Genomic DNA, 19,801 nt, shown 5'->3' on the forward strand with positions numbered 1-19,801 from the left:
CAGGCCAGGCGGCCGTGGGTTCAGCCGCGCGCCTGGGCGGCGATGTCGGGCGTGGGCAATTGCACGTCGCCGCATTGCGCGCGATGCAGCAGCGCGTGGTCCATCACCACCAGGGCCAGCAAGGCCTCGGCGATGGGGGTGGCGCGGATGCCCACGCAGGGGTCGTGGCGGCCCTTGGTGATGATTTCGGTGGGCTGACCGGCCGTGTCGATGGTCTCGCGCGGGATCAGGATGGAGCTGGTGGGCTTGATCGCGATCTGCACTTCCAGGTCTTGCCCGGTGCTGATGCCGCCGAGCACGCCGCCGGCGTTGTTGCCTTTGAAGCCTTCGGGGGTGAGGCTGTCGCCGTGCGTGCTGCCCCGGTGCGCCACGCTGGCGAAGCCGGCGCCGATCTCCACGCCCTTGACGGCGTTGAGGCCGAGCATGGCGTAGGCGATGTCGGCGTCGAGCCGGTCGTACAGCGGCTGGCCCAGGCCGACCGGCATGCCCTGCGCGGTGACGCGCAGGCGCGCGCCGCAGGAGTCGCCGCTCTTGCGCAGTTCGTTCATGTAGGCCTCGATGGCCGACACATCGGCCACCGGGGCGAAGAAGGGGTTGTGGGGCACATGGTCCCAGCTCTCGAAGGGAATCGCCAGTTCGCCGACCTGCGTCATGTGGCCGCGGAAGGTGGTGCCGTAGCGTTCCTTGAGCCACTTTTTGGCGACCGCGCCGGCGGCCACGGTGGGCGCGGTGAGGCGGGCCGAGCTGCGGCCGCCGCCGCGCGGATCGCGGATGCCGTATTTCTGCCAGTAGGTGTAGTCGGCGTGGCCGGGGCGGAAGGTCTGCAGGATGTTGCCGTAGTCCTTGCTGCGCTGGTCGGTGTTGCGGATCAGCAGGGCGATGGGGGTGCCGGTGGTCTTGCCCTCGTACACGCCGCTGAGGATTTCGACGGTGTCGGGCTCGTTGCGCTGGGTGACGAATTTGCTGGTGCCGGGGCGGCGGCGGTCGAGCTCGGCCTGGATGTCGGCCTCGCTGAGTGCCATGCCCGGCGGGCAGCCGTCGATCACGCAGCCAATGGCCGGGCCGTGGGATTCACCGAAGTTGGTGACGCAAAACAGGGTGCCGAAGGTGTTGCCGCTCATAGAGGGGTGATTATCCCTGAGGCACGCTGGTGCGTCGGTGGGCCAGTCTGGTGCATGCGATCGGGCCTGGGGGACGGGAACATTTTGTGCTTTGTGCTGCGCCGCAGCAGCTGGTTGCTGTCCATCCCCAGAAAGGAGCGTCCCATGCTTGATCGAACCTCCACTTTGTTTTCTCACGTGAAGGGCGGCGAAGGCGACTATGTGAGTGGTGGCCTGCGCGATTTTTTCCTGTACCGCGACCTGGGGATCGCCCAGGCGACGCACGGCAAGGTGATTGCGCATCTGGTGAAGGCGAATCTGCCGCCGGAGGAAGGCACGGGCTGGCACCGGCACGAGGCGGATTTCCAGATCGTGATCATGCTCAAGGGTTGGGCGCGGTTCATGTACGAGGATCAGGAGACGCTGGTGGAGGCCGGTGATTGTGTGCATCAGCGCCCTGGGATCCGCCATTTCCTGTTCGACTATTCGCCCGATATGGAGTACCTGGAGATTGTTTCTCCTGCGGATTTCAAGTCGATCGATGTGGATCCGGTTTGTGAGATTCCCAAGCCGACACCTTGGGGTTGATTTCGCGCCTCCTTGGTCTTGGGGCCCCAGGGGCGGGTGATGGGCTCCGCGAATGTCCTCCGGCGGCTGGTGCCGCCTCCCCCTTTACTTCGCTGCGCCCATCACCCACCCCTGGAGCCTTGCCACCGTGAAGGCACTCCAACGGACGTGCGCCACCGCTTCTTCGGCTCGGACACCCGGGCGCTCTGCGCAGCGGGGTAAAGGAGGAGAACCGGCGAAGCCGGTTCGGGGGACACCCGCGGAGCAGAGCGCCCGGGTGTCCGAGCCCGCGAGGTACAGGAAAGAAACTTAAAACTCGGCATCCAACTCGTCGATGTCGTCGGGTTCGGCCTCCGCAGCCGCCACCCATTCCTTCATGGCCGGCAAGTCCATGATGGTGTCGCAATACGCCACACACGCAGGGCTGATCGCCACCTCGTAGGTGATGAAACGCGTCACCACCGGCGCGAACATCGCATCCGCCATGCAGGGCTTGCCGCCGAACAGATAAGGCCCCCCATACGTCTCCAGACACTCGCTCCAGATCGCCTCGATGCGATCGATGTCCGTCTGCGCGCGCGACCACAGCTTGAAATTCGGAAACGAGGCCTTGATGTTCATCGGCAGCGACGACCGCATCGCCGAAAACCCCGAATGCATCTCGCCACAGATCGCCCGGCAATGCGCCCGCGCCGCCCGGTCCGCCGGCAACAGACCCGCCTTCGGCTTCACCTCGTTCAGGTACTCGCCAATCGCCAGCGTGTCCCACACATGAATGCCATCGTGCTCCAGCGCCGGCACCCGCATCGAGGCCGACAGCAACAACATCTCGGCCTTCATCGCCGGATCGTCCGGCGAAATCACGTTCTCCGTGAACTCCAGCTTCGCCATGCGCGCCATCAGCCAGCCCCGCAAGGCCCAGGCACCGTAGTTCTTGCTGCTGATCGTGAGTACCGCTTTGGCCATGAACATGCTCCTTCAGAGGGCATCCACCGAGCAAGGCCTGTGCCATCGCTGTGCACCCACCACGCACCGCGCCGGTGCAACACCCCGCTGGCCCGCAACTTGCCTGCAATGCGACACGTTGTCCCAGGAAAGAAACCATGCTGTATCAGGCCTACCAACTCCAGTCCGACCTGATCTCGCCCCTGCGCCTGACCGCGCAGCACCTGAGCGCCGCGCTCTGGCTGCGCGAAACCGAGGGCAGCGTCATGCGCAAGCTGGCCGCCGCCTGCGACGTGATCTCGCGCCTGCGCCTGACCCACACACGCCCGCCCTACCAGATCCACAGCGTGACGGTGGGTGAACGCGAATTCCCCGTCACCGAGGAAACCGTGCTCACCCTGCCCTTCGGCACCCTGCTGCGCTTTCGCAAGGAAGGCGCCGAGCCCCAGCCCAAGGTGCTGCTCGTGGCCCCGCTCTCCGGCCACTTCGCCACCCTGCTGCGCGAGACCGCGCGCACCCTGCTGCAGGACCACGACGTCTACATCACCGACTGGCACAACGCGCGCGACGTCTCCCTGCGCCACGGCGCCTTCTCGCTGGACGACTACATCAGCTACATGATCCGCTTCACCGAGGCCGTGGGCCCGGGCAGCCACATGGTGGCGGTGTGCCAGCCCTGCGTGGCCGCGCTCGCCGCCACGGCCGTCATGGCCGAGGACGACAACCCCGCCCAGCCGCGCAGCCTCACGCTGATGGCCGGCCCGGTGGATTGCCGCGTCAACCCCACCGAGGTGAACAAGCTCGCCACCAGCAAGCCCATCGAGTGGTTCGAGAAAAACCTGATCAGCCACGTGCCGTTCCCGCACGCCGGCATGATGCGCCGCGTCTACCCCGGCTTCGTGCAGCTCACCGCCTTCATGAGCATGAACCCGGACCGCCACAAGCAGTCCTTCCGCCACATCTACGACCACCTGACGGCCGGCCGCACCGAAGAGGCCGGCGTGATCCAGGCGTTTTACGAGGAGTACCTCGCGGTCAACGACCTGCCGGCCGAGTTCTACCTGGAGACGGTGGAGAAGGTGTTCCAGACCTACGACCTGCCGCGCGGCGTGCTGACCTGGAACGGCCGCACCGTGAACCCGGCGGCCATCCGCCGCACCGCGCTGATGACGGTGGAAGGCGAACGCGACGACATCTGCTCGGTGGGCCAGACGGTGGCCGCGCAGGACCTGTGCCGCAGCGTGCGCCCCTACATGAAGACCCACCACGTGCAGACCGGCGTGGGCCACTACGGCGTGTTCAGCGGGCGGCGCTGGAACCAGCAGATCTATCCCCGCGTGCGCGACATGATCCACGCCAGCTCGGACTGAACGTTCGTTCGCACCATGAAAAACGCCCCGGCATGCGGGGCGTTTTCATTTGAAGCTCGCTCGGCGCTTCAGGGGAAGTTCGGCTCGTTCTTGCTCGACTCTTCCTCGGGCCAGTCGCGGATGTAGGCCTTGAGCATCTTGTTCTCGAAGTTCTGGCTGTCGACCACGGCCTTGGCACGTCGTAGAAGCTGATCACACCCATGAGCATCTTGTTGTCCATCACCGGCATGTAGCGCGTGTGGCGCTCCAGCATCATGGGCCGCACCTGCTCCAGTTCGGTCTGGGGCGTGCAGGTCATGGGGTGGTCGTCCATCACGGTGCGCACGGTGCGCCCGCCCAGCGAGCCGCCGTTCTTGGCCAAGGTGTGGATGACTTCGCGGAAGGTCAACATGCCGACCAGGTCGCCGTGCTCGATCACGGCCAGCGAACCGATGTCGAACTGCGACATGGTTTCGATCGCGCGTTCCAGCGTCTCCTGAGGCTGGACGGTGTACAGCGTGCCTCCCTTGACGCGCAGGATATCGCTGACTTTCATGGCTGTGCTCCTCAATTCTGGTGTGTCCCCCATGGGGCTGGGGTGCTGACAATATAGCCCACAATACAAATCAAAACCACTGCGCGCGCCTCGCCCGCCGCAACGACAGGCAACCACTGGAGACCATATGTCCGGCTACGCTGACCCCGGCTTCGACACGCTCGCGCTGCACGCGGGCGCCGCCCCCGACCCCACCACCGGCGCGCGCGCCGTGCCCATCCACCTCACGACCTCGTTCGTCTTCGAGTCCAGCGACCACGCCGCCGCGCTGTTCAACCTGGAGCGCGCGGGCCATGTGTACAGCCGCATCAGCAACCCGACCAACGCCGTCTTCGAGCAGCGCATGGCCGCGCTGGAGGGAGGCATCGGCGCCATCGCCACCGCCAGCGGCCAGGCCGCGCTGCACCTGGCCGTGGCAACGCTGATGGGCGCGGGCTCGCACATCGTGGCCAGCACCGCCCTGTACGGCGGCAGCCAGAACCTGCTGCACTACACGATGCGCCGCTTCGGCATCGAGACCACCTTCGTGAAACCGGGCGACATCGACGGCTGGCGCGCCGCCGTGCGGCCCAACACCAAGCTCTTCTTCGGCGAGACCGTGGGCAACCCGGGCCTGGACGTGCTGGACATCCCCACCGTCTCGCAGATCGCGCACGAGGCCGGCGCGCCCTTGCTGGTGGACTCGACCCTTACAACGCCTTACCTCGTCAGACCCTTCGAGCTGGGCGCCGACATCGTCTACCACTCGGCCACCAAATTCCTCAGCGGCCACGGCACGGTGATCGGGGGCGTGGTGGTCGACGCGGGCAGTTTCGACTGGGAGAAGTCGGGCAAATTCCCCGAGCTCACCGAGGCCTACGAAGGCTTTCACAACATGGTGTTCAGCGAAGAAAGCACGGTCGGTGCCTTCCTGCTGGCGCGCGCGGCGCGAGGGCCTGCGCGACTTCGGCGCCTGCATGAGCCCGCACAGCGCCTGGCTGATCCTGCAGGGCATCGAGACGCTGTCGCTGCGCATGGACCGCCACATGGGCAACACCGAGAAGGTGGTGCAATTCCTCGCCAGCCACCCGCTGGTGGGCCGCGTGGGCCACCCGCTGCTCGAGAGCCACCCCAGCCACGCGCTGGCCGAGAAGCTGCTGCGCTTCGGTGCCAAGGGTGCGGGCTCGGTGTTCAGCTTCGACATCAAGGGCAGCCGCGCGCAGGGCAAGGCCTTCATCGAAGCGCTCAAAATCTTCAGCCACCTGGCCAACGTGGGCGACTGCCGCTCGCTGGTGATCCACCCGGCGAGCACCACGCATTTCCGCATGAGCGACGAAGCGCTGGCGGCCGGTGGCATCGGCCCGGGCACGATCCGCCTGTCCATCGGCCTGGAAGACCCGGACGATCTCATTGACGATTTGAAGCGCGCGCTCAAGGCCGCAGAAAAGGCGGGGGCCTGACCATGTACCTGCAAGTCAACGGCGCCAGCACCTACTGCTACACCGGCGGCAAGCCTTTCGATGCCGCCAAGCCCACCGTGGTGTTCCTCCACGGCGTGATCAACGACCACAGCGTCTGGATCCTGCAGAGCCGCTACCTGGCCCACCACGGCTGGAACGTGCTCGCGGTGGACCTGCCCGGCCACTGCAAGAGCGAGGGCGAGGCCCCCGCCTCGGTGGAAGACGCGGCTGGCTTCGTGGCCGCCCTGCTCGACGCCGCCGGCGTGCAGAAGGCCGCGCTGGTGGGCCACAGCTGGGGCTCGCTGATCGCGCTCGAATCGGCCGCGCGCCTGAAGGAGCGCGTGAGCCACCTGGTGCTGGTGGGCACGGCCTACCCCATGAAGGTTTCGCCCGCGCTGATCGAAGCCTCGCTCAACGAGCCGGAGAAGGCGCTCACGATGGTGAACGTGTTCAGCCGCAGCACCCTGGCCGCGCCGCCCTCGGCGCTCGGCCCGGGCACCTGGGTCTACGGCTCCAGCATGGCGCTGGGTCGGCGCGTGCTGCGCAGCAACCCTCAGGTCAACGTGTTCCACCGTGGCTTCGTGGCCTGCGACCGCTATGCCCGCGGCGAAGCGGCCATCGCGCAGATCAGTTGCCCGGTGCTGTTCGTGCTCGGCGGGCTGGACCAGATGACCAACCCCAAGGCCGCGCAGGTGCTGGTGCAGGCCGCGCGCGCGGCCGGCAAGGCGGTGAGCATTGCCACGCTGCCGGTGGGCCACCACCAGATGACCGAGACGCCCGACGCCACGCTGTTCGCGATCCGCGATTTCCTCCGGGTTTAAGAACAGGCGCCCGTTTCGGCCACCGGGTCGGCAGGCGCCCCACCCAGGCACGACCGCAGAAAGCGGCCCACCTGTGCGTTGAACTCCGCAGGGCGTTCGAAGTACGGCGAATGCCCACAGGCGTTCATCTCGATGGCCCGCGCGTTCGGGAAAAGCGCCGCGATCGACCGGGCAAGTTCCGGGGGCACCAAGGGATCGTGCACCCCCGAGACCAGGAGCACGGGGCAGGCGACTTCTGCGAGGCGCTCGCATCCGATCAGGGCATCCGGGTGGTTCAAGGCCTGCAGCCGGCGCTTGAGCTCGGCCGTCATGTCGCCGGACACCAGTGGGTTGAAGGCGTTGATCTGCTGGTACAGGAAGGCCAGGGCCGCCTCCGATGCGCGGAATGCGGGCGCCAATGCGCGTTGCTCGACCTGCCGGCTGTCCGACGTGCCCAGGTAACGTTCGACGCACGCCAGCACCTCGGGCGCATCGATGCCCAGCGGCGAACCGCTCGAGACCAGGGCCCACACGCGATCGGGGTGCGCCAGCGCAAGGCGCAGCCCCACGCCCCCGCTCAACGACTGGCAGACCAGGGCCGCGCGATCGATGCGCTCGGCGTCGAGCACCGCCAGAAGATCCCTGGTGAGCGCGTCCCATGTCAGGGAGTCGGGGCGTGCCAGCGACCGGCCGAAACCGCGGCAGTCCAGGGTCAGGCAGGTGAAACGGCTCGAGAAAAAAGGAATCTGCTGCCACCAGGTCGCGGCATTGGACCCCGCGCCATGGCAGAAGACCAGCGCCGGTCCCTGACCGTGGCGCTCATGGTAGATGCGGCAACCCTGGGCCTGGACGAAGCTCATGGCAACGGACCCCCTTCAGTCTTCCAGCTTCATGCCTGGCACGATCGCCCGGTACTTGCGCTCCTCGGCATCGAGAAAACGCTGCGCCCCGGCGAAATCCAGGCCAGCGGCGGGCACCGCCATGCCGCTGGCGCGAACGAACGACTGGATCGACTCCGAGCGATGCGCCTCGCGCAGCGCCTGGTTGAGGCGCTCGGCCACCGCCTGTGGCGTGCCCTGCGGCGCAAAAAGGCCCACCCAGATCGAGAAATCGACATCACGAAGCTCGGGCATGCTCTCGGCAAAAGTGGGGACCGTCGGAGCCAGGTCCATCCTCGAAGACGAGGACACCGCCACCGCCTGCATCTGGCCGCTCGACAACTGCGGCACCGCCGTGACCGTGGGCAGCAGGATCAGGTCGATCTGGCCACCGATGAGGTCCGCGATGAAGGGCGCGCCCCCCTTGTAGGGAACGTGCAGCAAGTCCGACTTCAGCCGAGACGCCAGCGAGTGCATCACGATGTGCTGAAAGGTGCCTCGACCCGGCGTGCCATACGTCAGGCTGGCCTTGCCGGGTGCGCTGGCCTGGGCGATGTCCTTCAGCGATCGGTGCGGTTTGGATTTGCCGGTCAACAGCACGACCGGAGAGGCGCCCAGGATGCCCACGGTCTTGAAGCTGGCGGTCTTGTAGGGCGGATTTCGGTTGGTCAAGGGGCTCAGCACCACCTCGTTCACCGCCCCCAGCAAGAGCGTGTAGCCATCGGGCGCGGCCTGCGCCACCCGCTTCGCGCCGATCATGCCGCCCGCGCCCCCCATGTTCTCGACCACCACCGGTTGCCCAAGCTGTTTGGCAAGCTCTTCGCCCCACTTCCGGGCCACCGTGTCGGTGGAACCACCGGCCGGATACGCGACCAACAGGGTGACGGGCCGGTTGGGATAGCCCGGATCGGCCAGGGCAGTGACGGTTGCCCCCAGCAGGGCCGCGATGGCCAGGGTCCATCGGTGAAGGGTCTTCATGGTCGTGTCTCCATCGTTGTGCTGGAAGAATTCTGTTCTTGCGGCCCATGGCGGTAAATCGAATAATCCGCATGCACCCATTCCCTATGGAAATACCATGAGGCTGCCAGCCCTTCACTTGCTGCAAGCGTTTTCCGCCACCGCCCGCCACGGATCCATCTCGGCCGCCGCGAGGGAACTCCACCTCACGCAAGGTGCCGTGAGCAAGAAGCTCCTGGAGCTGGAGGCCTCGCTGGGGGTGGCCCTGTTCGACCGGATTCGAGGGCGCCTTCACCTTTCTCCTGCGGGGCATCGCTACCTGCCGGGGGTGGATGCGGCACTCGGACAACTGGAGCAGGCGACGCTGGGCGTCATGACGCTGCGAGGGCGCGGGGGTGTTCTGAACGTGATGAGCACCCCGACATTCGGGGCGAAATGGCTGATCCCCCGCCTGCCCCGGTTCCTGGCACAGCATCCTGAGGTATTCCTGAATTTCGTGCCCTTCAACCGAGGCGCATCCCCCGACCCCGATCTGGACTGCGCGCTTCTCTATGGCAACGGCACCTGGCCTGGAGCAAGCTCCCACTACATCGCCGGCCATGAGTACGTGGTCATCGCCCCGCCGCGCCTGCCGGCCTCGTCGCGCCTGCGCAGGCCGCGCGACATCACCCTGCACGCCCTGCTTCAGCATCCCGCCGAACCGGGTGCCTGGCCGCGGTGGTGTGAGCTGCACGGCGTCTCTCACCCGGCGCTCATGCAAGGCCCCAAGCTCGATCAGGTGACCTCCATCGTGCGCGCGGTGATGGCGGGCATGGGCCTGGGCCTGGTACCCCGTTGCGTGGTTCAGGACGACATCGACGCAGGGCTCGTGGCGGCCCCCTTTTCCAAGGACATGGTGGGCGAGGCCGGCTACTACCTCACCTACCCCGAGGGCAAGAACCGCCTGCCGCCTCTGGCGACCTTCCGCGACTGGCTGCTGCAGGAGGCCGCGGGAAAGGACGCGCCGGCTACTTGACGCACTGCAGTTGGCCGGTGTCCTTGCCGCTGCTGGGCGGCACGCTCATCACGCAGGACATGCCGCCGCAGACGCAGTGCACGAGGCGGGTGCCGCCCGCCACCACGGACGTCGGTGCCGAACACTGGCAGGCCGGCGCCTCCATGATGTTTTTGGACTGGGCCGAGGCCGGCCGCAGCGGCAGCGCCGCGAGCAGGGCAACGACCAGCACGAAGAGCAGGATCGCAGCGATCAGCACGCCGCGCAGGGGACGCTGGAACATGGCAACTCCTCAGGTGGACAAGGGCGCGACCCATGCTACGCCGCCGCCTCGCGATTGCAAGCCCATTTCGTCCATGCTTTCGCGCTGCCACAATGCGCGAACCATGACGCCTCCGATCACACCGCCCATGACCGCTGCGCGCGCGCAGGAGATCGCCGCCCACTTCGACCTGCGCGCCCTGCCCGCCGACTTTCTGGCGCAACCCCTACCCGGTCTATGCCGCGCTGCGCGAGAGCCAGCCGGTGCGCCGCATGCCCGACGGCTCGGTGTTCCTCACCCGCTGCGCCGACCTGATGGCGGTGTACCGCGATGCGCAGGCCTTCAGCTCCGACAAGCACGTGGAGTTCGCGCCCAAGTACGGCGCGAATTCGGCCCTGTTCGAGCACCACACCACCAGCCTGGTGTTCAACGACCCGCCGCTGCACACGCGCGTGCGCCGGCTCATCATGGGCGCGCTCACGCGCCGCGCCATCGCCGAGATGGAGCCGGGCCTCATCGCGCTGGTGGACCAGTTGCTCGACGAGCTGGACGCGCGCCGCGGGGGTGACCTGATCGAGGACTTCGCCTCGGCCATCCCGGTGGAGATCATCGGCAACCTGCTCGACGTGCCGCACGAAGACCGGGGCCCGCTGCGCGCCTGGTCGCTCGCCATCCTGGGCGCGCTGGAACCCACGCTCACGCCCCAGCAGCAGGCCAGCGGCAACCAGGCCGTGACCGAGATGACCGCCTACCTGCGCAGCCTGGTGGCCGCGCGCCGCCAGCGCCCGGGCGACCCGGAGCGCGACGTGCTCACCCGCCTGATCCAGGGCGAGGCCAGCGGCGAACAGCTCAGCGAGGTGGAGCTGCTGCAGAACTGCATCTTCCTGCTCAACGCCGGCCACGAAACCACCACCAACCTGATCGGCAACGGCCTGATCTCGCTGCAGGAGTTTCCCGAGGCCCGTGCCGGCCTGCTGCGCGATTTGCAGGCCACGGCGGGCGACGCCGCCGCCGAGGAAGCCGTGCTCGGCCGCGCGGTCGATGAATTCCTGCGCTTCGAGTCGTCCAACCAGCTCGGCAACCGGCGCGCGATCCAGGACACCCAGGTCGGCGGCGTGGACCTGCCGGCCGGCACGCTGGTGACGCTGTGCATCGGCGCGGCCAACCGCGACCCGGCGCAGTTCGCCGACCCCGAGGTGCTGAACCTGGCGCGCGAAGGCAACAAGCACCTGGCCTTCGGCTTCGGCATCCACCAGTGCGCCGGCCTGAGCCTGGCGCGGCTGGAGGGGCGCATCGCCATCGGCCGCTTCCTGCGGCGCTTCCCGGGCTACCGTCTCATCGAGGAGCCCACGCGCGGCGGCCGAGCACGCTTTCGCGGCTTTCTGCGCGCGCCGTTCGCCATCGATTGAGCGCGGGCGTCACCCCGACGCGACCGAAGCCTCCCCCACGGCCTCGCTCGAGCCGCCGGCCAGGGCCGGTGTGGTCGAGACGGCCTGCGCCACCGAGAGGTCCATCCAGCGGCTCTCGGACCAGAAGCGCGCGGTGTGCGGCTGGTGCGCGAGCAGCAGCCGCTCCACCAGCGGGGCCACCGGCGTCATGGCCGGGTCGATCAGCAGCACGTAGCGCTCGCCGTCCTCGTCGAGCCGGCCCAGCCAGTCCAGCTTGACCATCACGGCCACCGGCTCTTCGAGCTGCAGCGCGTCCACCCGCAGCACCTGGGCCAGGGCCTCCAGGCTCAGGCCCTTGGGCGCGCTGTCGCGCGCCGTGTGCAGCTGTTCCAGCAATTCCAGCGCGAGCTGGAAGCTCCAGCCCGGCGTGTCGCTGCGCCGCGCGATGCCCGAGAGCAGGCTGGGCAGGTAGGCCGCGACCACCGCCCCCAGCAGCACGATCACCCAGGCGACGTAGAACCACACCAGCAGGATGGGCACGGTGGCGAAGGTGCCGTAGACCACCGAGTAGGTGGGCACCTGGGCCAGGTACCAGGCCAGCACCTTCTTGGCCAGCTCCAGCCCCACGCCCACGAACAGGGCGCCCGAAAGCGCATGGCTCCAGCGCACCCGGGTGTTGGGCACGTAGCGGTAGAGCGCGGCCAGGCCGCCGGTGAGCAGCGCGAACTGCACGGCATCCAGCAGGAAACGCACGCCGCCAGGCAGGCCCGAGACCACGCCGCGCGAGGCCGTGACGGCGTAGGAGGTGGCCGCCAGGCTGCCCGCCAGCAGCAGCGGGCCCAGGGTGAGCACGGCCCAGTACACCAGCACGCGCTGGGTCAGCGAACGCGGCTGGCGCACACGCCAGATGTCGTTGAGCTTGCGGTCGATGGTCAGGATCAGGGCCAGCGCGGTCACCAGCAGCACCAGCGCGCCGGCCCAGCCCATCTGCCCGGCCTTGTTGGCGAACTGGTTGAGGTAGCTGAACACCTGCTTGGCGATGTCGGGCGGCACCAGGCTTTGCACCAGCCAGCGCTGCAGGGTGACCTGCAGGCGGTCGAACATCGGGAAGGCGCTGAAGATCGCCAGCGCGACGGTGAACAGCGGCACCAGCGAGATGGTGGTGGTGAAGGTCAGCGAACTGGCGGTGATGCCCAGCCGGTCTTCCCGGAAGCGCTCGCGCAGCGTCAGCGCCGTGGTGCGCCACGGAAAATTCAGGGCGTCGCGCCACAGCGCGCGCGCCAGGGTTTCAAGGGCCCGCAGGCGCTCTTTCAGGGTCATCCCGGTATCATGCCACCTGCCCTCCCGCCCCCGCTTTCCCACCCTCCCCCATGCCCTCATCCCCCTCGCCCTCCAGCGCCCTGGACACCCCTTCCGCCGTGCGCGGCACCCGCTGGCTCGCCGTGGGCAGCCTGCTGGGCCTGATCGTGCTCGGCCTGGCCTGGGAACTGTGGCTCGCGCCGCTGCGCGAAGGCGGCTCCTGGTGGGCCATCAAGGTGCTGCCGCTGACCGTGCCGCTGGCCGGTCTGCTGAAAAACCGCATGTACACCTACCGCTGGGTCAGCCTGCTGGTGTGGCTGTATTTCACCGAAGGCGCGGTGCGCGCCACCAGCGAGTCGGGCACCTCGATGTGGCTGGCCTGGCTGCAGGTGCTGCTGTGCATCGCCCTCTTCGCGGCCTGCGCGCTGCACGTGCGCATGCGCCTGCGCGCCGCCGGCAAGGAAGCCGTGGCCGCCGACGTGGCCAGCTCCACCGCCGCGGCCGAATCCCGCGCTGCGCAAACCATGAGCGCCGATCTGCTGCAAGCGCTGCGCGCGGCCGTGGGGCCGGCCCAGGTGCTGACCCACGAAGACCCCGCCGCCGACCTCTCCGCCTGGGAAAACGACTGGCGCAAGCGCGCGCAGGGCCGCGCGCTGGCCGTGGTGCGCCCGGGAAGCACCGCCGAGGTGGCCGCCGTGGTGCGCGCCTGCGCCCAGGCCGGGGCGGCCATCGTGCCCCAGGGCGGCAACACCGGCCTGGTGGTGGGCTCGGTGCCCGACGATTCCGGCACCCAGGTGGTGCTGAGCCTCACGCGCATGAACGCCGTGCGCGCCATCGACGGCGCCAACCTCACGATGACGGTGGAAGCCGGCTGCGTGCTGCAGTCGCTGCAGGACGCGGCCGAGAACGCCGGCTTCCTGTTTCCCCTGAGCCTGGCGGCCGAGGGCAGCTGCACGATCGGCGGCAACCTGGCCACCAACGCGGGCGGCACACAGGTGGTGCGCTACGGCAACGCGCGCGAACTCTGCCTGGGCCTGGAGGTGGTGACGGCGCAGGGCGAGGTGTGGCACGGCCTCACCGGCCTGCGCAAGGACAACACCGGCTACGACCTGCGCGACCTCTTCATCGGCAGCGAGGGCACGCTGGGCGTGATCACCGCCGCCACGCTCAAGCTCTACCCGCTGCCCGCCGCGCAGCTCACCGCCTGGGCCGCCGTGCCCACGCTGGACGCCGCCGTGGCGCTGCTGGGCCTGGCGCACCAGCACCTGGGCGCGGGCCTGACCGGCTTCGAGGTGATGGGCCAGTTCGCCCTGGGCCTGGTGGACAAGCACTTTCCCGCCCTGCGCGTGCCGCTGTGGGCGGACAGCCCCTACTGCGTGCTGCTGGAGAACAGCGACAGCGAATCGGAAGAGCATGCGCGCGGGCAGTTCGAGCGCCTGCTCGAAACCGCCTTCGAGCAAGGCCTGGTGAGCGACGCGGTGGTGGCCGAGAGCCTCTCGCAGGCGCGTGGCCTGTGGCACATCCGCGAGAGCATTCCACTGGCCCAGGCCGAAGAGGGCCTGAACATCAAACACGACATCAGCATCCCGGTTTCGCGCATTCCCGCCTTCTGCGCCGAGACCGACGCCTTGCTGCAGCGCGAGATCCCCGGCGTGCGGCTGGTGAATTTTTGGCCATCTGGGCGACGGCAACCTGCACTACAACGTGCAGGCGCCGGCCGACGGAGATGCCAAAAAGTTCCTGAATGAGCAGGAAACGCGCGTGAACACCCTGGTTTTCGATGCGGTGGCGCGCTACGATGGATCGATCAGCGCCGAACACGGCGTGGGCAGCCTCAAGGCCGCCCACCTGCCCCACTACAAGGACCCGGTTGCCCTGGGCCTGATGCGCGCCATCAAGCAGGCGCTCGATCCTCACCACCTCATGAACCCTGGCCGCGTGCTCACCCACCCATGAATCTCCGCCGTCCCGCCCGCCTCTTGCTCGTGTGCGCGCTCGCCGCCACGGGTTGGGCGCACGCGGTCGAGGCGAACCAGCGCCAGGCCTGGCGCGAGCAGGCGCTGGCGTACGAACACGGGGAAGGCGTGGCGCGCGACACCAATGCGGCGATCGCGCTCTACTGCCGCGCCGCACTCGCGGGGGACGCGGTCTCGGCCTACAACCTGGGTTGGCTCTACGCCAACGGCCGGGGCACGCCGCGCCACGACGGCTACGCCGCGCACTGGTTCGCGCGCGCGGCCCTGCTGGGCGATGCCCAGGCCGAGGCGATGTTCAAGCGACTGGACACACCGGCGGACAAACCCGAGTGCGTGCTGCAGGCCGAACGGGCCGAACAGCAGCGCGCCGAGCAGGAGCGGCTGACCGCCGAGGCCGATGCGGTGGTCACGCGCTACCGCGACTGGGTCAACACGCCCGAGCAGCAGCGCATCATGAAGATCGTCTACAAGCTCGCGCCGCAGTTCGGCATCGAGCCCGGCCTGGCCTTCGCCGTGATCAAGGCCGAGTCCAATTTCAACGTGCACGCCCTGTCGGACAAGAACGCCCAGGGCCTGATGCAACTCATTCCCGAGACCGCCGCACGCTTCCGCGTGAACAAGCCTTTCGACGCCGAGCAGAACATCCGCGGCGGCCTGTCCTACCTGCAGTGGCTGCTGGCCTACTTCAAGGGCAACGTGCCCCTGGTGCTGGCCGCCTACAACGCGGGCGAAGGCACGGTGGAGCGCTACCGTGGCGTGCCGCCGTTCCCCGAAACGCAGGGCTACATCAAGCGCATCCAGCAGATCTTCGCCCTGCAGCAGCACCCCTTCGACGAGCGCATCACCGCGCCGTCGCCGGCCATGCCCGGCATCACCTCCGTGCGCCCCTGAGCGGCGGCCCGGCAGGCCACGCGCGCGCGGCGCGCGCTCGAATCAGTAGTAACCCCATGAGGTAGTCCTACGACTATCAGGCGCAGAGGCGCGTTCCTAGAATTTTCGAATCACAAGCCATGCGCCACGGCACCCGGGCATGGTCACAGGAGACGAAGTTTCATGAACATCGCGCAGTTGCTCGTGCGTTCGGCCCGAACCTTCCCCGACCGGGATGCCGTGCTGCTGGGTGCGCGCGTGTGCTGCGACTACCGCGAACTGGCCCGCCGGGCCGGGGCGCTCGGCACCGGCCTGTCGCAGCACCTGGGCCTGCGGCCCGGCGAGCGCGTCGCCCTGCTGCTGCACAACTGCCCGCAGTACCTGGAGGTGCTGTACGGTGCCTGGTCCGCCGGGCTGGTGGTGGTGCCGATCAACCACAAGCTGCATGCGCGCGAAGTCGAGTACATCCTGGCCGACAGCGGCGCGCGGGCCCTGTTCACCTCGGCCGATCTGAGCGCGGACCTGCAGCCCGGCCCGGCTGCCGCCATCGACGTGAACGGCGCCGAATACCTGTCCCTGCTCGCCAGCGATGCGATGGCACCGGTGCACCGCGCGCCCGACGACATCGCCTGGCTGTTCTACACCTCGGGCACGACCGGGCGCCCCAAGGGGGTGATGCAGACGCACCGCAACCTGCTCTCGATGACGCTCTGCTATTTCGCCGACGTGGACACCGTGCGGCCGGGCGACGCGAGCCTCTATGCGGCGCCCATGTCGCACGGTGCCGGCCTCTACAACATCCCGCACGTGCTGGCCGGCGCGCGCCATGTGATCCCCGAGTCCGGCGGTTTCGACCCCGACGAGATCCTCGCGCTGGCCCGCGAGCTGCGCGATGTGTCGATGTTCGCGGCGCCCACCATGGTCAAGCGCCTGGTCGACAGCGCGCTCGCGCGCGGCCTGGACGGCGACGGCATCAAGACCATCGTCTATGGCGGCGGGCCCATGTACGCGGCCGACATCCAGCAGGCCATCGCCGTGATGGGGCCGCGCTTCGTGCAGATCTACGGCCAGGGTGAGTGCCCGATGGCGATCACCGCGCTGTCGCGCGAACACCTGGCCAATCTCGGCCATCCGCGCCATGCGCAGCGCATGGCTTCGGTGGGCGTGGCGCAGAGCAGCGTGGAGATCCGTATCGCGCAGCCGGACGGCACCGCGCTGCCCTGCGGCGAGACCGGGGAGATCCTGGTGCGCGGCGACCCGGTGATGCCAGGCTACTGGGGCAACACGGCAGCCACGGCCCAGACCTTGCGTGACGGCTGGCTGCACACCGGCGACATCGGCGAACTCGATGCCGATGGCTTCCTCTCGCTCAAGGACCGATCCAAGGACCTGATCATCAGCGGCGGCTCCAACATCTACCCGCGCGAGGTCGAGGAGGTGCTGCTGCGCCATCCCGGCATCCGCGAGGTGGCCGTGGTCGGCCGCCCGCATGGCGAGTGGGGCGAGGAGGTGCTGGCCTACGTGGTGCCACGCCCCGGCCACACGCTGGACACCGGCGAGCTCGATGCGCTCTGCCTCGCCAGCATCGCGCGCTTCAAGCGCCCGCGCCAGTACCTGCTGCTCGACGAATTGCCCAAGAACAGCTACGGCAAGGTGCTCAAGACCGCTCTGCGGGACCTGGGCGATTCCCCCAACGACAGGAGACACATCCCATGAAACTGGTCACATTCGATCTGCCCGGCGGCCAACGCCACATCGGCGCCATGCTCGCGGGCGAGCAGCGCCTGGTGGACTTCACCGCGTCGTCCACCTCGCCCGCCATGCGCAACATGCTCGCGCTGATCGACGGCGGCGAGGCCGCGCTCAAGGAAGCCCGGCAACTGCTGGACAAAGCCGCCGTCACCCACGCGCTGGCCGATGTGAAGCTGGCCGCGCCACTGCCCGAGCCGCGCCAGATGCGCGACTTCCTGTGCTTCGAGAAACACTTCCGCCAGGCGCGCGCGAACCGCCACCTGTTCGGCGCCACCGACGGCGAGCGCGACCCGGCCAAGGTGGAGATTCCGCCGATCTGGTACGAGGAGCCGATCTACTACAAGTGCAACCGCTTCTCGGTGGTGGGCACGGGCGCGGACATCGTCAACCCCGCGTACTGCCAGATGCTGGACTACGAACTCGAGTTCGCCGCCATCCTGGGCAAGAGCGGCAAGAACATCCGCAAGGAAGATGCGCGCTCGCACATCTTCGGCTACCTGATCTTCAACGACGTGAGCGCGCGCGACCAACAGATGCGCGAGATGGGCGGCACGCTCGGGCCCACCAAGGGCAAGGACTTCGACACCGGCAACGTGCTCGGCCCCTGGCTGGTCACGGCCGACGAGGTCGGCAACCCCTACGACCTGACCATGGTCGCTCGCGTCAACGGCGAGGAATGGTCGCGTGGCAACAGCGGCGAGATGCACCACCGTTTCGAGGACGTGCTGGTCCACGCCTCGCGCGACGAGACGCTGCACGCAGGCGAGTTCTTCGGCTCGGGAACGGTCGGCAGCGGATGCGGACTGGAACTGGGCCGCTTCCTGAAACACGGCGATGTCGTCGAGCTGGAGATTCAGAAGCTCGGCGTGCTGAAGAACCGTGTGGTGTTCCGTCACGCAAGCCAGTGACCGCGTTCTTCCCTAAAACCATCTGGAGACAAGCCATGCACACCTTTATCGCGACCCTGCGTTCCCTTGTGCGCCCCCTGGCGGTGGCGACGCTGCTGAGTGCGGCGGCGGCCCCCGTCTGGGCCCAGAAGATCGTGTTCGGTTTCTCGGCATCCACCGCGTTCGCCAACGCCTTTGTCGCGGCCAACGAAGGCCTCTTCAAGAAACATGGCCTGGACGTGGAGATGAAGCTGGTGCCCAACTCGGCCACCACGCCGGCGGCCCTGATGGCCGGCAGCCTGCAGATCGCCACACCGACCGCGCCCAACACCATGCAGGCGGTCGAGCAAGGCCTGGACCTGGTGGTGCTGGCCGGCGGCGGCTACTACACCAAGGGCATGGAAGACGCTGGCGATCATGGTCCGCCCCGACAGCCCCATCAAGACCGCCAAGGACTTCGAGGGCAAGCGAGTGTCCACCCCGGGCCTCAACGCCTTCCTGCACGTGCTGTTCCGCAAATGGATGGCCGAGAACGGCGGTGACTACAAGAAGGTGACCTTCACCGAGAACGCGTTCGCGCAATCGGTGGACGTGCTGCGCAACGGCCAGGTCGACGGCATCCTCGCGGTGCAGCCCTTCCTCTCGCGCGCCGAGGAAACCAAGGCCGGCCGCGTGGTCGCCTACTACATCGCCGCGCTGGATGGCGAGGTGCAGTCGGGCTGGCACGTCGCCAGCCGCAAGTGGGCCGACGCCAACCCCAAGCAGGTCGCCGCCTTCCGCGCCGCCATCGAGGAAGCCTCGGCCATGGCCTTGAAAGACCCGGGCGTGGTGCGCAAGGCCAACCTGGTCTACATCCCCTTCCCGCCCGAAGTGCAGGCCAAGTTCCCCGACCCCAAGTTCCGCCCGGTCATCACGCCCGAGGTGGTGCAGAACTGGAACAAGATCATGATGGACCAGGACATGCTCAAGAAGCCGATCGACCCGGCGAAGCTGATCTACAAGTGAGCCGCATGAGCCAAGCCAACGATCCCGTCCTGTCCATCACCGGGCTGGACTTCACCGTGGGTTCCCTCAACATCCTGAACGACATCTCGCTCACGGTGCATGAGAAGGAGTTCGTCTGCATCGTCGGTGCCTCGGGCTGCGGCAAGACCACGCTGCTGCGCCTGATGGGCGGCCTGCTGAGCCCCACCCAGGGCCGCGTGCTGTACCGGGGCCGCGCGATCGACGGGCCCGACCCGGAGCTCGCGGTGGTGTTCCAGGACTACGGGCGCGCCCTGCTGCCCTGGCGCACCGTGGCCGGCAACGTGGAGCTGGCGCTGGAGGCGCGCCGCGTGCCCAAGGACGAGCGCGCGCCCATCATCCGCGACATGCTGGAACGGGTGGGCCTGGCCGAGCGGGCCGACGCCTACCCGATCCAGCTCTCCGGCGGCATGCAGCAGCGCCTGCAGATCGCTCGCTGCATGGCGCAGGCGCCGCAGGTGCTGCTGATGGACGAGCCCTTCGGCGCGCTCGACGCGATGACGCGCCAGACCCTGCAGGACGAGGTGGCCCGCCTGTGCGCCGACGCCGGCGTGACGGTGGTGTTCATCACCCACGACCTGGAGGAGGCGATCTACCTGGGCGACCGGGTGATCTCCATGGACAAGCACCCGGGGCGGCTGTCGGAGACGCTGACGATCGAGCTGGAGCGGCCACGCAACCAGCTCACCACGCGGGAGGACGCGCGCTTCCTGGCCTACCGCCACCGCCTGTTCAACCTCCTGCCACCGGGGCACTGAG

16 protein-coding genes and 5 pseudogenes are annotated in these 19,801 nt (G+C 68.2%); 14 read left to right on the top strand and 7 right to left on the bottom strand.

Annotated features, from left to right (window positions below; all coding sequences use genetic code 11):
- Positions 1-20 precede the first annotated feature (20 nt).
- A complete protein-coding gene (aroC, locus tag ACFJGX_RS21065; protein ID WP_382323965.1) occupies positions 21-1,121 on the bottom strand; it encodes a chorismate synthase in 1,101 nt (366 codons plus the stop codon).
- A gap of 144 nt (positions 1,122-1,265) precedes the next feature.
- On the opposite strand from aroC, the gene ACFJGX_RS21070 reads away from it, so the two are divergent.
- A complete protein-coding gene (locus ACFJGX_RS21070) occupies positions 1,266-1,688 on the top strand; it encodes a cupin domain-containing protein (protein WP_382323963.1) in 423 nt (140 codons plus the stop codon).
- Positions 1,689-1,976: 288 nt separating this feature from the next.
- On the opposite strand, the gene ACFJGX_RS21075 is transcribed toward ACFJGX_RS21070, so the two are convergent.
- Complete coding sequence (locus ACFJGX_RS21075) at positions 1,977-2,633, bottom strand: glutathione S-transferase (protein ID WP_382323961.1); 657 nt, start codon at positions 2,631-2,633, stop codon at positions 1,977-1,979.
- A gap of 137 nt (positions 2,634-2,770) precedes the next feature.
- On the opposite strand from ACFJGX_RS21075, the gene ACFJGX_RS21080 reads away from it, so the two are divergent.
- Complete coding sequence (locus ACFJGX_RS21080) at positions 2,771-3,982, top strand: polyhydroxyalkanoate depolymerase (protein WP_382323959.1); 1,212 nt, start codon at positions 2,771-2,773, stop codon at positions 3,980-3,982.
- A 68-nt stretch (positions 3,983-4,050) separates the two neighbouring features.
- On the opposite strand, the pseudogene ACFJGX_RS21085 reads toward ACFJGX_RS21080, so the two are convergent.
- A pseudogene (locus ACFJGX_RS21085) lies at positions 4,051-4,517 on the bottom strand (CBS domain-containing protein).
- Between the two features lie 127 nt (positions 4,518-4,644).
- On the opposite strand from ACFJGX_RS21085, the pseudogene ACFJGX_RS21090 reads away from it, so the two are divergent.
- Positions 4,645-5,956 (top strand): annotated as a pseudogene (locus tag ACFJGX_RS21090) (O-acetylhomoserine aminocarboxypropyltransferase).
- A gap of 2 nt (positions 5,957-5,958) precedes the next feature.
- Complete coding sequence (locus ACFJGX_RS21095; protein WP_382323955.1) at positions 5,959-6,777, top strand: alpha/beta fold hydrolase; 819 nt, start codon at positions 5,959-5,961, stop codon at positions 6,775-6,777.
- On the opposite strand, the gene ACFJGX_RS21100 is transcribed toward ACFJGX_RS21095, so the two are convergent.
- Together ACFJGX_RS21100 and ACFJGX_RS21105 are read right to left on the bottom strand one after the other, a co-directional pair.
- Positions 6,774-7,616: an alpha/beta fold hydrolase gene (locus ACFJGX_RS21100; RefSeq protein WP_382323953.1), complete on the bottom strand. Its 843-nt coding sequence runs from the start codon at positions 7,614-7,616 to the stop codon at positions 6,774-6,776. The two genes, ACFJGX_RS21095 and ACFJGX_RS21100, sit on opposite strands and share 4 nt — an antisense overlap.
- A 15-nt stretch (positions 7,617-7,631) precedes the next feature.
- Positions 7,632-8,612, bottom strand: coding sequence for a Bug family tripartite tricarboxylate transporter substrate binding protein (locus ACFJGX_RS21105; RefSeq protein WP_382323951.1), 981 nt, complete (start codon positions 8,610-8,612; stop codon positions 7,632-7,634).
- Here ACFJGX_RS21105 and ACFJGX_RS21110 point away from each other — a divergent pair.
- The gene (locus tag ACFJGX_RS21110; RefSeq protein ID WP_382326990.1) at positions 8,611-9,606 is read left to right on the top strand and encodes a LysR substrate-binding domain-containing protein; all 996 of its coding nucleotides are present in this window, start codon (positions 8,611-8,613) and stop codon (positions 9,604-9,606) included. The two genes, ACFJGX_RS21105 and ACFJGX_RS21110, sit on opposite strands and share 2 nt — an antisense overlap.
- Here ACFJGX_RS21110 and ACFJGX_RS21115 read toward each other — a convergent pair.
- The gene (locus tag ACFJGX_RS21115; protein ID WP_291114781.1) at positions 9,599-9,868 is read right to left on the bottom strand and encodes a hypothetical protein; all 270 of its coding nucleotides are present in this window, start codon (positions 9,866-9,868) and stop codon (positions 9,599-9,601) included. The two genes, ACFJGX_RS21110 and ACFJGX_RS21115, sit on opposite strands and share 8 nt — an antisense overlap.
- Before the next feature lie 127 nt (positions 9,869-9,995).
- Between ACFJGX_RS21115 and ACFJGX_RS21120 the strand changes: the two are divergent.
- Positions 9,996-11,256: pseudogene (locus ACFJGX_RS21120) on the top strand (cytochrome P450).
- Between the two features lie 9 nt (positions 11,257-11,265).
- Here ACFJGX_RS21120 and ACFJGX_RS21125 read toward each other — a convergent pair.
- Complete coding sequence (locus ACFJGX_RS21125) at positions 11,266-12,555, bottom strand: YihY family inner membrane protein (protein ID WP_382159043.1); 1,290 nt, start codon at positions 12,553-12,555, stop codon at positions 11,266-11,268.
- Between the two features lie 50 nt (positions 12,556-12,605).
- On the opposite strand from ACFJGX_RS21125, the pseudogene ACFJGX_RS21130 reads away from it, so the two are divergent.
- From ACFJGX_RS21130 to ACFJGX_RS21165, 8 genes and pseudogenes are all read left to right on the top strand, one after another.
- A pseudogene (locus ACFJGX_RS21130) lies at positions 12,606-12,917 on the top strand (DUF2069 domain-containing protein); the annotation flags it as partial.
- 141 nt (positions 12,918-13,058) lie between these two features.
- Positions 13,059-14,490: pseudogene (locus tag ACFJGX_RS21135) on the top strand (FAD-binding oxidoreductase).
- Positions 14,487-15,401 carry a lytic transglycosylase domain-containing protein gene (locus ACFJGX_RS21140; RefSeq protein ID WP_382323945.1) on the top strand — a complete coding sequence of 305 codons (915 nt, stop codon included), beginning with the start codon at positions 14,487-14,489 and terminating at the stop codon, positions 15,399-15,401. The pseudogene ACFJGX_RS21135 and the gene ACFJGX_RS21140 overlap by 4 nt, the downstream one beginning before the upstream one ends.
- A 162-nt stretch (positions 15,402-15,563) precedes the next feature.
- Positions 15,564-17,096, top strand: a complete 1,533-nt coding sequence (locus ACFJGX_RS21145) for a class I adenylate-forming enzyme family protein (RefSeq protein ID WP_382326992.1) — start codon at positions 15,564-15,566, stop codon at positions 17,094-17,096.
- The gene (locus ACFJGX_RS21150; protein WP_382326994.1) at positions 17,093-18,040 is read left to right on the top strand and encodes a fumarylacetoacetate hydrolase family protein; all 948 of its coding nucleotides are present in this window, start codon (positions 17,093-17,095) and stop codon (positions 18,038-18,040) included. The genes ACFJGX_RS21145 and ACFJGX_RS21150 overlap by 4 nt, the downstream gene beginning before the upstream one ends.
- A gap of 35 nt (positions 18,041-18,075) precedes the next feature.
- Positions 18,076-18,561 carry an ABC transporter substrate-binding protein gene (locus ACFJGX_RS21155; RefSeq protein WP_382326996.1) on the top strand — a complete coding sequence of 162 codons (486 nt, stop codon included), beginning with the start codon at positions 18,076-18,078 and terminating at the stop codon, positions 18,559-18,561.
- Positions 18,458-19,024 (top strand): ABC transporter substrate-binding protein, encoded by a 567-nt coding sequence (locus tag ACFJGX_RS21160; RefSeq protein WP_382325557.1) that lies wholly within the window; start codon positions 18,458-18,460, stop codon positions 19,022-19,024. Before ACFJGX_RS21155 ends, ACFJGX_RS21160 begins: the two co-directional genes overlap by 104 nt.
- Positions 19,025-19,029: 5 nt before the next feature.
- On the top strand, positions 19,030-19,800 hold the full coding sequence (locus ACFJGX_RS21165) for an ABC transporter ATP-binding protein (RefSeq protein ID WP_382159056.1): 771 nt from the start codon (positions 19,030-19,032) through the stop codon (positions 19,798-19,800).
- Position 19,801 lies beyond the last annotated feature (1 nt).

Origin of the sequence: Hydrogenophaga sp. UC242_50 (assembly GCF_042697355.1) — a bacterium.
Classification (GTDB): domain Bacteria; phylum Pseudomonadota; class Gammaproteobacteria; order Burkholderiales; family Burkholderiaceae_C; genus Hydrogenophaga.